14 protein-coding genes are annotated in these 13639 nt (G+C 60.6%); 5 read left to right on the top strand and 9 right to left on the bottom strand.

Annotated elements, in window-relative coordinates; all coding sequences use genetic code 11:
• Position 1 precedes the first annotated feature (1 nt).
• The 6 genes from Q1A63_RS04225 to Q1A63_RS04200 form a co-directional block, all read right to left on the bottom strand.
• On the bottom strand, positions 2 to 2017 hold the full coding sequence (locus Q1A63_RS04225) for a M3 family metallopeptidase (RefSeq protein ID WP_299630776.1): 2016 nt from the start codon (positions 2015 to 2017) through the stop codon (positions 2 to 4).
• Between the two features lie 83 nt (positions 2018 to 2100).
• The gene (locus Q1A63_RS04220; protein ID WP_299630774.1) at positions 2101 to 3162 is read right to left on the bottom strand and encodes a HesA/MoeB/ThiF family protein; all 1062 of its coding nucleotides are present in this window, start codon (positions 3160 to 3162) and stop codon (positions 2101 to 2103) included.
• Complete coding sequence (gene dut / locus Q1A63_RS04215; RefSeq protein WP_298969481.1) at positions 3162 to 3614, bottom strand: dUTP diphosphatase; 453 nt, start codon at positions 3612 to 3614, stop codon at positions 3162 to 3164. Before dut ends, Q1A63_RS04220 begins: the two co-directional genes overlap by 1 nt.
• Positions 3615 to 3643: 29 nt before the next feature.
• Complete coding sequence (gene coaBC / locus Q1A63_RS04210) at positions 3644 to 4837, bottom strand: bifunctional phosphopantothenoylcysteine decarboxylase/phosphopantothenate--cysteine ligase CoaBC (protein WP_298969480.1); 1194 nt, start codon at positions 4835 to 4837, stop codon at positions 3644 to 3646.
• 72 nt (positions 4838 to 4909) lie between these two features.
• Complete coding sequence (locus tag Q1A63_RS04205; protein WP_299630771.1) at positions 4910 to 5644, bottom strand: ChaN family lipoprotein; 735 nt, start codon at positions 5642 to 5644, stop codon at positions 4910 to 4912.
• A gap of 74 nt (positions 5645 to 5718) precedes the next feature.
• Positions 5719 to 6597 carry an RNA polymerase factor sigma-32 gene (locus Q1A63_RS04200; protein WP_298969478.1) on the bottom strand — a complete coding sequence of 293 codons (879 nt, stop codon included), beginning with the start codon at positions 6595 to 6597 and terminating at the stop codon, positions 5719 to 5721.
• A 97-nt stretch (positions 6598 to 6694) separates the two neighbouring features.
• Here Q1A63_RS04200 and cobU point away from each other — a divergent pair, with 97 nt between their 5' ends.
• The 4 genes from cobU to Q1A63_RS04180 all read left to right on the top strand — a co-directional run bounded on the left by cobU (position 6695) and on the right by Q1A63_RS04180 (position 10118).
• Positions 6695 to 7216 (top strand): bifunctional adenosylcobinamide kinase/adenosylcobinamide-phosphate guanylyltransferase, encoded by a 522-nt coding sequence (gene cobU / locus Q1A63_RS04195; protein WP_298969477.1) that lies wholly within the window; start codon positions 6695 to 6697, stop codon positions 7214 to 7216.
• Positions 7213 to 7794: a histidine phosphatase family protein gene (locus Q1A63_RS04190; RefSeq protein ID WP_298969476.1), complete on the top strand. Its 582-nt coding sequence runs from the start codon at positions 7213 to 7215 to the stop codon at positions 7792 to 7794. The genes cobU and Q1A63_RS04190 overlap by 4 nt, the downstream gene beginning before the upstream one ends.
• Before the next feature lie 59 nt (positions 7795 to 7853).
• Positions 7854 to 8534, top strand: a complete 681-nt coding sequence (locus tag Q1A63_RS04185; RefSeq protein WP_298969475.1) for a glutathione S-transferase — start codon at positions 7854 to 7856, stop codon at positions 8532 to 8534.
• Positions 8535 to 8603: 69 nt separating this feature from the next.
• Positions 8604 to 10118: a YifB family Mg chelatase-like AAA ATPase gene (locus Q1A63_RS04180; RefSeq protein ID WP_298969474.1), complete on the top strand. Its 1515-nt coding sequence runs from the start codon at positions 8604 to 8606 to the stop codon at positions 10116 to 10118.
• On the opposite strand, the gene gshB is transcribed toward Q1A63_RS04180, so the two are convergent.
• The 3 genes from gshB to rsmI all read right to left on the bottom strand — a co-directional run bounded on the left by gshB (position 10115) and on the right by rsmI (position 12364).
• On the bottom strand, positions 10115 to 11050 hold the full coding sequence (gshB, locus tag Q1A63_RS04175; RefSeq protein ID WP_298969473.1) for a glutathione synthase: 936 nt from the start codon (positions 11048 to 11050) through the stop codon (positions 10115 to 10117). The genes Q1A63_RS04180 and gshB overlap by 4 nt on opposite strands.
• Before the next feature lie 71 nt (positions 11051 to 11121).
• Positions 11122 to 11502: a YraN family protein gene (locus Q1A63_RS04170; RefSeq protein WP_298969472.1), complete on the bottom strand. Its 381-nt coding sequence runs from the start codon at positions 11500 to 11502 to the stop codon at positions 11122 to 11124.
• A gap of 4 nt (positions 11503 to 11506) precedes the next feature.
• Positions 11507 to 12364: a 16S rRNA (cytidine(1402)-2'-O)-methyltransferase gene (gene rsmI / locus Q1A63_RS04165; protein WP_298969471.1), complete on the bottom strand. Its 858-nt coding sequence runs from the start codon at positions 12362 to 12364 to the stop codon at positions 11507 to 11509.
• A gap of 84 nt (positions 12365 to 12448) precedes the next feature.
• On the opposite strand from rsmI, the gene Q1A63_RS04160 reads away from it, so the two are divergent.
• Complete coding sequence (locus Q1A63_RS04160; RefSeq protein ID WP_298969585.1) at positions 12449 to 13630, top strand: penicillin-binding protein activator; 1182 nt, start codon at positions 12449 to 12451, stop codon at positions 13628 to 13630.
• Positions 13631 to 13639: the final 9 nt, after the last annotated feature.

The raw sequence follows: 13639 nt of genomic DNA, 5'->3' as shown, positions 1-13639 counted from the left end.
CTTACGCTGTCGCCAGGCCCCGCCCTTTCAACAAGGCCTCAACGCCCGGCAGACGCCCGCGAAACGCGGTGTAAAGCTCGGCGGCATCCCTGCTGCCACCAGTGGAGAGAATATGTTCTTCCAAGGCTGCCGCGCGTTCGGGATCAAACGGCCCACCCGCCTCCTCAAAGGCCTCGAATGCGTCTGCATCCATCACCTCGGACCACATGTAGCTGTAGTAGCCGCTGGAATACCCGTCGCCCGCAAAGACATGGGCGAAATGCGGCGTGGCGTGACGCATCGTGATGGCGGCGGGCATCCCCAGCGCCTCCAGCACCTCGCGCTGTTTCGCCATCGGATCCTTGGGCGCAGGGCCATCGTGGAACGCCAGATCGACCAGCGCAGAGGCCACATATTCGACGGTTTGGAATCCCATGTCGTAAGTGGCCGCGGCCAGAACCTTATCCAGCATCTCCTGTGGCATTGGCGCGCCGGTGTCCGCATGGGTGGCAAATTCAGACAGCACCTGTGGCACTTCGAGCCAGTGCTCATAAAGCTGGCTTGGCAATTCCACGAAATCACGCGCGACGGACGTTCCGGAGATGCTTTCATAGGTCACATTCGACAGCATCTGGTGCAAGGCGTGACCAAACTCGTGAAAAAGCGTGCGCGCGTCGTCATAGGACAACAACGCAGGGTCGCCCTTGGCGAAATTACACACATTGATCACGACTGGCGCCTGTTTTTGTGGAAACTTCGCCTGCGACCGCATCGCAGAACACCAGGCACCGGACCGCTTCGAGCCGCGCGCGAAGTAATCGCCAATGAAAACCGCCACATGTTCACCGTCGCGTGTGACCTCCCAAGCCCGGCAATCCGGGTGGTAAAGCGGCACATCCAGCGGCCGGAACGCCAAACCAAAGAGCCGCGTCGCACAGGCAAAAGAGGCGTCAATCATCCGATCGAGTTGGAAATATGGCTTGAGAGCCGCCTCATCCAGATCATGCTCCGCAACGCGGCGTTTTTCCGAGTAATAGCGCCAATCCCAGGGGGCCAATGGGCCGTTCACGCCATCTTCCTGCATCATGCGGGTCAGGATCTCAGCATCCGCATTAGCTTGGGCGCGCGCGGGCTCCCAGACCGCCATCAAAAGGTCACGCACAGCCTCCGGTGTCTTCGCCATCTCAGGTTCCAGCTTGTAGGCGGCAAAACTGTCATACCCCAAAAGCTTGGCACGCTCCTCGCGCAGGGCCAAAATCTCCGTCGCAATTTCACGGTTGTCGGTTTGCCCACCGTTGGCCCCCCGTGCGGTCCAGGCGTTGAACGCTTTCTCGCGCAGGTCGCGCCGGTTCGAGAACTGCAGAAACGGCACAATCAAGGAACGCGACAGGGTCACAACCGGCCCGTCCGCGTCCTTTTCGTCACCGGCAGCACGGGCCGCGCTGACAACAAATTCCGGCAGGCCGTCCAGATCATCCTCACCCAACGGCATGAACCAATCGCGCTCATCCGCGAGCAGGTTCTGGGTGAACTCAGTGCCCAAAACGGCCAGCCGCGCCTTGATCTCCTTCATCCGCGCCTCGTCCGTGCCGGTCAGCGCGGCCCCGGCCCGAACAAACCCCAGATGTGTCAGCATCAGAACCCGTTCTTCTTCATCCGTGAGATTCAATGTGCTTTTGCTTTCCCAAACCTGCGCCACCCGCGCAAAAAGCGCCTTGTTGCCCGAAATCTCGGAAAAATGCGCCGCCAGTTTCGGAGAGAATTGCCGTTGCAGCTCTTCGCGGGCGGGGTTGCTGTCGGCCCCCGCGACGGTGAAGAACGCGCCCAACACCTTGTCCAGCGCTTTGCCCGCAGCTTCCAGCGCCTCAACCGTATTGGCAAAGCTGGCGGGCTCATCCGCACCTGCGATGGCATTAATTTCTACACGGTGCTGTGCCAGCGCCTCCTCCATAGCGGGCGCGAAATCCTCGTCCTTGATCTGATCAAAAGGCGCGATCTGAAAAGGGGTGTTCCAGTCCTGGAGCAATGGGTTGGTCATGGCGGCTCTCCTTTGCCTGACAAGCTAGGTCTGCACCACAGGATGCACAACCCGCAGTGGTGTCACACTGGCCGTGAACGCGCTTATCCGGTCTGCGCCTCGGCACCGCCGCAGGTCGGGCAGTCCGCGCGGCGGGTGATCGCAATGGTCCGGCTTTCACCGTAGAGCGCATCATAAATCACCATCTGACCCCGCAAGGCCGTGCCCGCGCCGGTGATGATTTTGACCGCCTCTGCGGCCATCATCGCCCCGACAACACCGGGCAATGGGCTCAGGACACCGGCCTCGGCACAGGACGGGGCCAACTCCGGCGCTGGCGCTTGCGGGAAAACGCATTGGTAGCAGGGCGCATCTGCGCTTGGATCAAAAACGCTCAATTGCCCTTCCCACTGGCTGAGCGCCCCGGAGATCAGCGGGATGCCCTGTGCCACCGCCGTTTGGTTGACCAGATAGCGTGTGTCGAAATTGTCGGTGCCGTCCAGCACCAGATCGTAATCCGCAAAAAGCTCCGCTGCGATCTCATCCGTCAGCCGTCGGTGATAGGGGCGCACCACGATATGTGGATTCTGTGCCAGCATTTCCGCCTGCGCAGAGAATACTTTCGGCGTACCAATCGCGTTATCCTTATGGATCACCTGCCGGGCCAGATTGGCGTTCTCCACCAGATCATCGTCGATGACCCCGATTGTACCGACGCCCGTGGCCGCCAGATATTGCAGGGCGGGCGCGCCAAGACCGCCCGCACCGATCACCAGAACCCGCGCCTCTTTCAGCTTCTTCTGGCCGGGGCCGCCGATCTCGCGCAGCACAATATGCCGTGCATATCGGTTCAACTCGGTTTCGCTGAATCCCGGTTTTGGCGCGACTGCCTCAGCAGCGGCCTCGTTTTTATCTGCGCGGGCACGCAGAGCGCGCAGACCGCGACGATACCCGAAGATGAGCAAGGCAAAGCCGCCAAGGATCAACCAGGGGGCGGGGCTTTCCCCTGTTGCCATGCGCAGTGGGGTGCCAGCGGGCAGGGTCACCTGGATGATCAGAACACCCACATAGAGCACCGCGATCACGGCGGCGCGGGTTGTCCGTGGCACCCCCATGGACGCACCAAGCGCCCAGAACGCGGCCGCCAGAATGAAAACCAGCAGCATCAGCCTCTCCCGGTCGACCCGAAGCCGCCGGCGCCCCGGTCGGTCTCACTCAAGCTGCCAGCAATCGAAAAATCACCCTGAACAACGGGGGCGACAACAAGCTGTGCGATGCGCATCCCATGTGTCACCACAAAGGGTTCCTGACCCGCGTTCATCACGATGATGCCCACGGGACCACGATAGTCGCTGTCGATCGTGCCTGGGCTGTTCACCAGCATGATCCCGTGTTTTAGCGCCAGGCCGGAGCGTGGACGGACCTGAACCTCATAGCCTTCGGGGATCTCCATCTGCAGACCGGTCGGGATCAAGGCCCTGTCGCCCGGCGCAATTTGCGCGTCACCGTCCGGCAGATTGGCGCGCACATCGGCCCCCGCGGCCCCCGCGGTTTGATAGCCCGGCAAGGACACCGATTGGTCCGCTCCCTTGAGCCATGTCAGTTTGATCTGAACCAATCTCTCAACCCTTTGACCGCCGCGGTGTGTCAGACCAACGCACGCGTGATGCGCGCCGCCAGCCGTCTGGCGACCTCTGCCTTGGCCATTTTCGGCCAGTTCTCCGCGCCCTTGCTGTCGATCACCACGACAGTATTGTCGGTGCCGCCCATGACGCCGCTGGCGGTGGAGACATCATTGGCCACGATCCAGTCGCACCCCTTGCGCTGCCTTTTGGCCGTGGCGTTCTCAATCACATCGTTCGTTTCAGCCGCAAAGCCAACAACCAATTCCGGGCGGCCCTCTTTCATCTGGGCCACCTGCTGCAAGATGTCGGGGTTTTCGGCAAATTCCAGACTGGGCAGGCCATCCTTGGTTTTTTTCAACTTACGGTCACTAGCCTCGGCGACCCGCCAATCGGCCACGGCTGCCGTGAAGACACCAGCATCCACCGGCAGCGCCCCCATGACCGTGTCGAGCATTTCCTGAGCGGTCTGCACCCGCAGGACCTCAACCCCTTCGGGGGGCGGGACATCCGCCGGTCCGGTCACAAAAATCACCGTCGCACCCGACGCCGACAGGGCGCGCGCGATTGCCGTGCCCTGCGCGCCGGAGGATCGGTTGGCGATGTAGCGCACAGGGTCGATAGGTTCATGCGTCGGCCCAGAGGTGACAAGAATCCGTTTTCCGGCCAACGGCCCGGCGGCGAGATGCGCCTGAATGGCCGCGACGATTTCGAGGGGTTCCGCCATACGCCCGGGCCCGAACTCACCGCAGGCCATGTCGCCATCGTTCGGCCCAACCACGGTGACACCATCGGCCTTTAGCACAGTGAGGTTACGCTGCGTTGCGGGGTGTTGCCACATGCGCACATTCATCGCTGGCGCAATCAGAACCGGCGTGTCGGTGGCGAGCAAAAGCGTGCTGGCAAGATCATTCGCCGCACCACTGGTCATTTTGGCCATCAGGTCCGCGGTGGCCGGGGCGACGACCACCAGATCGGCAACGCGACTGAGCTGGATGTGGCCCATCTCGGCCTCATCGGTCAGATCGAAGAGATCGCGATAGACCTTACGCCCCGCCAAAGCGGAGACAGACAGCGGCGTTACGAACTCTTCCCCCGCCTTTGTCAGGACCGGTGTCACCGTCGCACCACGTTCCCGCAAGCGCCGGATCAGGTCGAGCGATTTGAAGGCGGCAATACCGCCCCCGATGATGAGCAAAATATGTTTTCCGGTCAGCATGATGCGCCCTTGTCCGGTCGATGTTCGCGCAGAGCATATGCCGCCCGCTGCGGGACTGCCAGCCCCCCGGTATCAGTTGAATGCGTCACAGGGGTCGCCGCGGTCTACGGCGGGACCATCCACCGCCTCATCAAAACCGCCCTCCGGCATGCGACCCGCCTCGCCCTGCCCCAGTGAAAAGAGGTTGATGTCTGGCTGGGCCGTGCGCAGTACAAAGGGCGCGCCCCAATCAGCCCGCGCGTGACCGTTCCCGGTGATCACCACCACCGGTCCGCCGGTTTGCTCAAACGCCGCCAGCGCCGCACGCGCCAATGTTGCGTCACGCAACCGCTGAACAGAGACCATCATTGGCAGCAGGTCCTCGGGCAAAGCGTCGCAATGGGCGGCACGCTGCAAAGCTTCGCGCTCGGTTTGCTGTGCAGGCGGAAGCGGCTGATCCAATCCGAAACGCGCGGCATCCGCTGCGCCAAAAGCCTCGGTCAGCGGTTTCTCCATGAGACCCCGGACCTGATCTCGCGGAACCCCGGCCCCATAGATCCGCGCGTCAGGTGCCGCAGCAAAAATCGGGTAGTACATCGCGAAATCCGGCCAACCGGAGTCCGTCCAGGTCAGCGCCGCCTCAAGCAGGTTTTCGTCTTTACGGTTATCCGACGTGACGGCCTCTGCCTGCTCCGGCGTCAGCATCTCGAAGACCAACGCCTTGGGTGCCAGTGCCGCCGTCCAGTCACCCTGTCGCGCGTGATGTTCGGGGTTGTCATGTTGCTCGCCCAGAAAAACGACGTCCGCACCACGCGCCGCATCCGGCAAAGCTTCGGCAAACGCAAATGGAGCGGCCAGAAGGACCGCTCCAGAACATACGATGGACTTTAGAATGCCTGGGGTCACATCAAGAAGTGATGAACTTCGCGCGATTGGTTTTCAAGCGATTTGCGCATCTTGCCAAAAGCGGCGGCTTCCAGCTGGCGCACACGTTCCTTGCTCAGAGACAATTCCTGCCCCAGGCTTTCCAACGTACGCGGCTGATCACGCAACTTGCGCTCCCTCACGATGAAACGCTCCCGGTCGTTGAGGTCATTCATCGCTTGCAGCAACCACGCCCGCAACTGTTCGGTATCATGCTGGTGTTCTACCGTTTCGGCGGCCTGTTCGCTGTCATCTTCCAGCGCATCAATCCATTCGCGCCCCTCATCCTCGGTCGATTGGGTCGCATTCAGCGAATAGTCGGACCCGGACAGACGCCCTTCCATCATCTCGACATCATGCAGCGGCACGCCGATCTCGGTCGAAATCATCTGGCGCAACTGGTGCCGGTCCAACGTTTCACCCGCCGCGGCACTTTCCCGCTCAAGACGTGCCTGCACGCGACGCATGTTGAAAAACAGCGATTTTTGCGACGACGTCGACCCTGTCCGCACCATCGACCAGTTACGCATCACGTAGTCCTGGATGGAAGCTTTGATCCACCACACGGCGTATGTCGAGAATCGCACGCCGCGATCCGGGTCGAATTTATCTGCGGCTTTCATCAGCCCCAGACCCGCTTCCTGAATCAAATCGTTCATAGGCGCGCCGTAGCGCTTGAACTTGGATGCCATCGAAATCGCAAGGCGCATGTAGGCGGTGATCAGTCGGTGTAGTGATTCCTCGCAGCGATCATCACGCCAGGCATAGGCCAGTCGTAACTCTGTTTCTGCGTCCAGCAGTTCCGCCTTCATTGCCTTCCGAGACAATGACATATCTCTTGCCGTATCCAAAGCCATAGCGACATCTCCCAGTCAGATGAAGCACACCTTGCCGTGTACAATTGATATAGGTACGCACCATACACCGGATTGGTTCACTTCAAAGGTTACCAAAATGTTGCCAAAATTGACCTTCGTGCTAGGCGGTGCCGCTTCGGGAAAGTCCGTTTGGGCGGAAAACTATTTGTTAAGCAGTCGTTTAGAGCCTGTTTACCTCGCCACCTCACGGGTGTTTGACGACGAAATAAAAATGCGCGTCGCGGTGCATAAATCGCGCAGAAGTGACCGGTGGCTTAATTTTGAGGCAGATTTAGACCTCAGCGCCACCCTGTCCACGATGGAATCGGGGCAGGCCGTTCTGGTCGATTGTGCTACAATGTGGTTGAGCAATCAGATGCTCGATGGACGCGATGTGCCGGCAGCTCAGAATGAGCTGCTTGCCGCGCTCGCCACCTGCAAGGCGCCAATCGTCATCGTTTCCAATGAAGTGGGTCATGGCATTGTCCCGGATAATGCGCTGTCGCGCCACTTCCGCGAGGCGCAGGGGCGGCTCAATATTGCACTGGCGGTACAGTCCGATCGTGCGGTCATGGTCACTGCGGGGCTGCCAATGGCGTTGAAAGGGCATCTGCCATGACCATCTGGCACTGGGTGCGCCACGGTCCGACACATGAGAAGGCGTTTGTCGGCTGGCGTGATGTGCCCGCAGATTTGTCGAACAAGGATCAGATCGCGCGGCTGCGCGCGTATCTGCCAGACACTGCGCTGATGGTGTCATCCGATTTGATCCGAGCCTCGGCAACCGCCGATGCGGTGCAGGCCTCCGCCCATACGCGTCTGCCACATGTCGCCGATATCCGGGAATTCAATTTCGGGGTCTGGGATGGCCTGCATTTCAGCAAAGTGGCTGAGCGCGACCCCGAGTTAAGCCGCGCCTATTGGGAAACCCCGGGTGACGTCGCCCCGCCGCAGGGCGAAAGCTGGAACATGGCGGCCAAGCGCGTCAACAGTTTCGTGGACCGCATCAATGCTGCACATCCGAGCGCCGACATCATCGCCGTGGCCCATATCGGCGTGATCCTGACACAGGTGCAGCGCGGTCTCGGCGTCTCAGCATATGAAGCCCTATCACACTCTATCGACAATCTTTCAACCACGCGGATCGTCTGGTCAGGCGGTCAGGCAAGGGTCGAAACGATTAATCATTGTCCGTGATCCATCCGGTCACAAATCATCGTTTGATGGGCAACATCAGCACCCGTTAGCGTGCGAGCATGACATATGATTTGTACATCGGTGATCGCACTTTCTCCAGCTGGTCCCTGCGCGGCTGGCTGATGATGGGAAAATTCAACCTGCCCTATCGCACCCACATGGTCGGGCTCTACAGTGGCACAATGGCGGATGACCTGGCTAAGCTTGCGCCCGCACGCCTGGTCCCGGTTCTGAAGACACCCGAGGGCGACGTCATCGGGGAATCGCTCGCCATGGCGGAAACCTTGGCGGAACGGCATCCCGATGCCGGGTTGTGGCCAACAGACGCCTCATTGCGCACGCGGGCAAGGTGGCTCTGCGCTGAAATGGCGTCTGGATTTGTCGCCTTGCGCGGTGCGTGCCCCATGCAGCTGCAGCATGTGAACGAAGGGTTTGCACCTGCGGAAGATGTCCTGGCAGATCTCAATCGCATTGAAGAGATCTGGAACAGTGCCTGGCTGCTTGCAGGGTCCGAGACCGGCTGGTTGTTAGGAAATTACTCTCTGGCTGACGCGTTCTATGCCCCTGTGGCCGCGCGGATCATCGGGTACGATTTGCCGGTTTCCACAGCTGCACGCGCGTATTGCATAAGAACGATTGAGGACCCTGCCTTCAGGACCTGGCGCGCCGAAGGGCTCAAAATCACCTATGACCCTTTTCCCTATCCCATGGCGGGCGCGACACGCGACTGGCCTGCCTGATCGCGATCATTAACCTTTCATAAACACCGGTGACGTACCGATTAACCATTATTGGTTGGAGGGGTCACCATGGTATCACTGGCACATTCTGTTGCTTTTCGCGGCGTCGAAGCCTGTCTGGTCGAAGTGCAATGCTCGCTCGCGCCAGGGTTGCCCGGCTTCAGCATCGTCGGGCTTCCGGACAAAGCCGTATCAGAGGCCAAGGAACGCGTGCGCGCCGCCTTGGCCTGCATGGCCATTGCCTTTCCCTCCAAAAAAGTCACCATCAATCTCAGCCCCGCCGATTTACCCAAGGAAGGCAGTCATTTTGACCTGCCGATTGCCGTTTCTCTGCTGGCCGCGCTGGACATCATTCCGCGCGACATCACCCAATCGGTCGTGGCCTTGGGAGAATTGTCGCTGGATGGGAAAATCGTGCCGGTCACCGGTGCGCTGCCCGCGGCCATGACGGCGGCCGCCGAAGGGTATGGCCTGTTATGTCCGGAGCCCTGCGGAAAAGAAGCCGCCTGGGTCAGTGATGCGCGGGTGATCGCAGCCAAAACGCTGGGCGATGTCGTCCGTCACTTCAGTGGGCAGGTGCCAATTTCTCCGGCGCAGCCCGGCGAGGTTCCTGCGTCGCCCCTGACCAAGGATTTCTCAGAGGTCAAGGGGCAGGAACGGGCGAAACGCGCTTTGGAGATCGCTGCGGCGGGCCGCCATCACCTCATTTTCGTGGGCACGCCCGGGTCCGGCAAGTCCATGCTCGCCCAGCGCCTTCCGGGCATCTTGCCGCCCATGACCGCCATGGAGGCCCTGGAGACCTCGATGATCCACTCCATCGCAGGCGAATTGGATGAAGGCGGCATTTCGCGTGACCGCCCGTTTCGCGATCCGCATCACACGTCGTCCATGGCCGCGATCATTGGCGGGGGGCGTATGGCAAAACCGGGTGAGGTCTCATTGGCGCATAATGGTGTGCTCTTCATGGATGAGTTCCCCGAGTATCAACGCAATGTGCTTGAAACGCTACGGCAACCCGTTGAAACCGGCGAAGTCATGGTGTCCCGCGCAAACGCCCATGTCAGATATCCTTGCCGGTTCATGCTGGTCGCGGCGGCCAACCCCTGCAAATGCGGCTACCTGTCGGACCCGGAACGCGCCTGCGCAAGGGTGCCGCACTGCGGTGCGGACTATCTCGGTCGCATCTCCGGCCCCCTGATGGATCGCTTCGATTTGCGGGTAGATGTTCCCCCCGTGACCTATACCGACCTTGATCTGCCCGCCAATGGGGAGAAATCTGCAACGATTGCCGCACGTGTCGCAGCAGCCCGGGCGGTGCAACAGCATCGGTTTGATGGTCGGTCAGACATGCGCACAAATGCCGATGCCGAAGGCGAGGCTCTAGAGGAGATCGCAACCCCGGATGCCGAAGGGCGCGATCTACTGCTGCGTGCCGCAGAGCGGTTCAACCTCTCTGCGCGCGGGTACCACCGCGTCATGCGTGTGGCCCGTACCATTGCCGATCTGGATCAGTCAGAGCGGGTGCAGCGCCCGCATGTCGCAGAAGCCATCAGTTTCCGTCTGGCCAGTGCGACGGATGCTTAACCGCGGCGCGCCTCAATCGCCTCCCAGATCTTGGCCGCGATATTCACACCATCGAACCGCTCCAATTCCTGGATACCGGTGGGCGAGGTCACGTTGATTTCGGTCAGATAATCGCCGATCACGTCAATGCCGACAAAAATCTGCCCCTTTTCCTTCAGCAGCGGCCCGATGGCCGCACAAATCTCCCGGTCGCGATCCGTCAGACCAATTTTCTCCGGCCGACCCCCCACGTGCATGTTCGACCGCGTCTCGCCCGCAGCAGGCACGCGGTTGATTGCGCCAACGGCTTCGCCATCCACCAGGATCACGCGCTTGTCGCCTTTTGACACCGCAGGCAGGAATTTCTGCACGATCAGGGGCTCTCTGGAAAAACCGGTAAAAAGTTCATGCAAGGAACTGAGGTTTCGATCATTGGCATCCAGCCTGAACACACCAGCACCACCGTTGCCGTAAAGCGGCTTCAGAATGATGTCCCCATGCTTTTCCTTGAAGGATTTGATGGTCATCAGGTCGCGCGCAATACTGGTGGGCGGCGTCAAATCGGGAAAATCCAGGACCAGCAGCTTTTCGGGGTAATTGCGCACCCAAAACGGGTCATTGACCACAAGCGTCTCCGGTGTCAGGCGATCCAACAGATGTGTCGATGTGATGTAGTGCATGTCAAAAGGCGGATCTTGCCGCAGCCAGACCACATCGAAATCTGCCAGATCCACTTCGCGCGCATGGCCGAGCTGGGCATGATCCCCCTGCACCCGCTGCACCCGAAGGTCATGGCCACGGGCCGTGATCCGCCCTTCCTGATAGGCCAGATGGTCGGGTGAGTAGAAAAACAGCTCATGCCCACGGGCCTGTGCCTCTTCCGCGAGCCGGAACGAACTGTCAGCGTTGATGTTCACGTCCCCGATCGGGTCCATCTGAAAGGCGATTTTCATGGCCACTCCTGCTTTGGTCCCCCCTAAATGGCGCAGCCGCCCCAAAGGTGCAATGGCCGGGTCTCGCCAGATCAACCTTCCGCAAAGGCGTTCTCGATTATTTGAATGGCACCCTGGCCATCCACCAGCGCCACATCAAAACGCGCGTCCGTCAAAAGCCCCATCGGCAGTTGCCCCAGGTATTCCCCGGCGGCATTGTGGATGCGTTGCATTTGCCGCGCACTGATGCGGGTCGCGGCCTGCGCGAACCTCTTGCTCTGTTTCACTTCGACAAACACGACAAATGCATCGTTTTGGACAATCAGATCGATCTCGCCGCCTTCACCACGCCATCTGCTTTCCAATATGGCATAGCCTTGGTCGCGATAGTGTCTTGCAACGGCATCCTCCGCAGCACTTCCCGCCAGATATGATGTTTGGCCTTGAGCCACGCGGTGCGCTTGAACCGCCATGTGATTATCCTTTGGCAAGCTCCAGAGCCATTTGGTAAACTTGGCGCCGGGGCAGATTGTGGGCCTTGGACACCATATCCACCGCATCGCGCATGGTGGTCGACTTCAGGGCCTTTACAAGATCCTCTTTTAGATTGTCTTGGCTAACAGACTCTGAACGGTTCCGATCCACCAGCACCACGATTTCCCCTTTGACCGATTGCCCGGCATAGGCATTTGCCAATTCTTCCAGAGATCCCCGCCGGGTTTCCTCGAACTTCTTGGTCAGCTCACGACAGACCACGGCCTTGCGCCCGGTCCCCAATACCGCGCTGGCATCTGCGAGCATGGCGCCCAATCGCTTGGGGGATTCGTAACAGACCAGGGTGCCCGGCACGTCCCGAAGCCCTTCAAGCGCTGTGCGCCGCGCTGCCTTGGCGCTCGGCAAGAAACCCGCGAAATGGAAGGCATCTGTCGGCAGTCCCGCCAGAACAAGGGCGGTCAGAATGGCAGAGGGACCCGGCGCACAGGTCGCCATGCATCCCGCCGCTGCGGCCGCACGGCTCAATTCAAACCCCGGATCCGCGATCAGCGGCATTCCCGCCTCGGACGCATAGGCAACGGATTTGCCCTCTGCCACAGCAGCCAGCAGCCGGTTGGTCACACCGTCGCCTGAATGATCATGCAGCGCGATCATCGCGCGGCCCGCCAAAGGCACGCCGTGAATATCCATCAACCGGCGCAGACTGCGCGTGTCTTCTGCCGCCAGAACATCAACGGAGGCGAGGATATCCAGCGCGCGCAATGTGATGTCCCGCGCCGTTCCAATGGGCACGCCAACAAAGTAGAGGCCCGCATCAAGAGGCACCTTTTGGAAATTCAACGCTGGACCCGCCTTTCGTGACGTTTATGATTGCCGCAACCGCGCCGACCCGCGCTTTGACTTTGATTGCTGGAGTACCTGCATATGTTTGCCGTTTTCCCATCCGCCCGCAAGGTGCTGCGCGCCCTCGCCTTACCCCTGATCGCGTTGACACTGGCGGCCTGTGACGCCGTGCCCGGTGCGGGCTTTGGCGGCGGCCCGAACCTCAATTCCGGCGAAGCAGTGCCGGTGGCCCTTCTGGTGCCCGGCGGGTCCGGCCAAACCACGGACGAACTTCTGGCGCAAAGCCTTGAGAATGCGGCACGATTGGCCATGCGCGACCTTAATGGTGCCTCCATTGATCTGCGGGTGTATCAGACCGGCGGCGATGCCTCCACTGCTGCAGCGCAGGCCACAAAGGCGGTTGATGAAGGGGCCAAAATCATTCTTGGTCCGGTCTATGCCGCATCTGCAAATGCCGTCGGAAACGCCGTGGCCGGGAAAAACATCAGTGTCCTGTCCTTCTCCAACAACGCGGCGATCGCAGGGGGCAACGTCTTCGTTCTGGGGCCGACGTTCCAGAACACGGCCAACCGCATGGTGAGCTATGCGCGGGCGCAGGGCAAACAGCGTTTCGTCGTGGTACATGGGCAGGATTCTGCTGGAACCGCAGGACGGGACGCCATCAGCAGCGCGGTGCTGTCGCAGGGGGGATTCCTTGTCTCCTCCGTAAGTTATGCCCTGTCGCAACAGGATGTGATCGCAGCGATCCCGCAAATCAAATCAGCTGTGGAAAGCAATGCCGCGGACGCGGTGTTCATGACCACCGATACCGCATCCGCCCTGCCGCTCCTGTCGCAACTCCTGCCTGAGGCCGGGGTTTCCACCGATACGTCACAGTTTATCGGCCTGACCCGCTGGGATATTCCGGCACAAACGCTCAGCCTGCCCGGCGTCCAGGGGGGGTGGTTCGCAGTACCCGACCCCTCCGCCTCCGCCACCTTCAGCGCAAAATATCAGAGCGCCTACGGCGGCGTTCCACATCCCATTGGCGGGCTGGCGTTCGACGGGATCGCCGCCATCGGCGCACTGGTGAGCCAAGGTAATTCTAACGCACTCAGCGGTGCGGCCCTGACCCAGGGGGCCGGTTTCCGCGGGGCCAGCGGCATATTCCGACTGCTGCCCAATGGCACCAATCAGCGGGGTCTGGCCGTGGCGACAATCATCGATGCGCAGGTCTCGATCCTCAGCCCTGCACCGCAATCATTTGGCGGCGCCGGTTCCTAAGGAAAAAGA

The organism is uncultured Roseobacter sp., assembly GCF_947499265.1.
Taxonomy (GTDB): Bacteria; Pseudomonadota; Alphaproteobacteria; order Rhodobacterales; family Rhodobacteraceae; genus Roseobacter.
This window is presented reverse-complemented; position numbering and strand designations above follow the sequence as displayed.

Bases quoted from the DNA above. Each gene is read 5' to 3' on its own strand.
- cobU (WP_298969477.1), top strand. From the start codon at position 6,695: ATGTTGCCAAAATTGACCTTCGTGCTAGGCGGTGCCGCTTCGGGAAAG.
- Q1A63_RS04190 (WP_298969476.1), top strand. From the start codon at position 7,213: ATGACCATCTGGCACTGGGTGCGCCACGGTCCGACACATGAGAAGGCG.
- Q1A63_RS04170 (WP_298969472.1), bottom strand. From the start codon at position 11,502: ATGGCGGTTCAAGCGCACCGCGTGGCTCAAGGCCAAACATCATATCTG.
- coaBC (WP_298969480.1), bottom strand. From the start codon at position 4,837: ATGCTGACCGGAAAACATATTTTGCTCATCATCGGGGGCGGTATTGCC.
- Q1A63_RS04225 (WP_299630776.1), bottom strand. From the start codon at position 2,017: ATGACCAACCCATTGCTCCAGGACTGGAACACCCCTTTTCAGATCGCG.
- Q1A63_RS04200 (WP_298969478.1), bottom strand. From the start codon at position 6,597: ATGGCTTTGGATACGGCAAGAGATATGTCATTGTCTCGGAAGGCAATG.
- Q1A63_RS04160 (WP_298969585.1), top strand. From the start codon at position 12,449: ATGTTTGCCGTTTTCCCATCCGCCCGCAAGGTGCTGCGCGCCCTCGCC.
- gshB (WP_298969473.1), bottom strand. From the start codon at position 11,050: ATGAAAATCGCCTTTCAGATGGACCCGATCGGGGACGTGAACATCAAC.
- Q1A63_RS04220 (WP_299630774.1), bottom strand. From the start codon at position 3,162: ATGCTGCTGGTTTTCATTCTGGCGGCCGCGTTCTGGGCGCTTGGTGCG.
- Q1A63_RS04180 (WP_298969474.1), top strand. From the start codon at position 8,604: ATGGTATCACTGGCACATTCTGTTGCTTTTCGCGGCGTCGAAGCCTGT.
- Q1A63_RS04185 (WP_298969475.1), top strand. From the start codon at position 7,854: ATGACATATGATTTGTACATCGGTGATCGCACTTTCTCCAGCTGGTCC.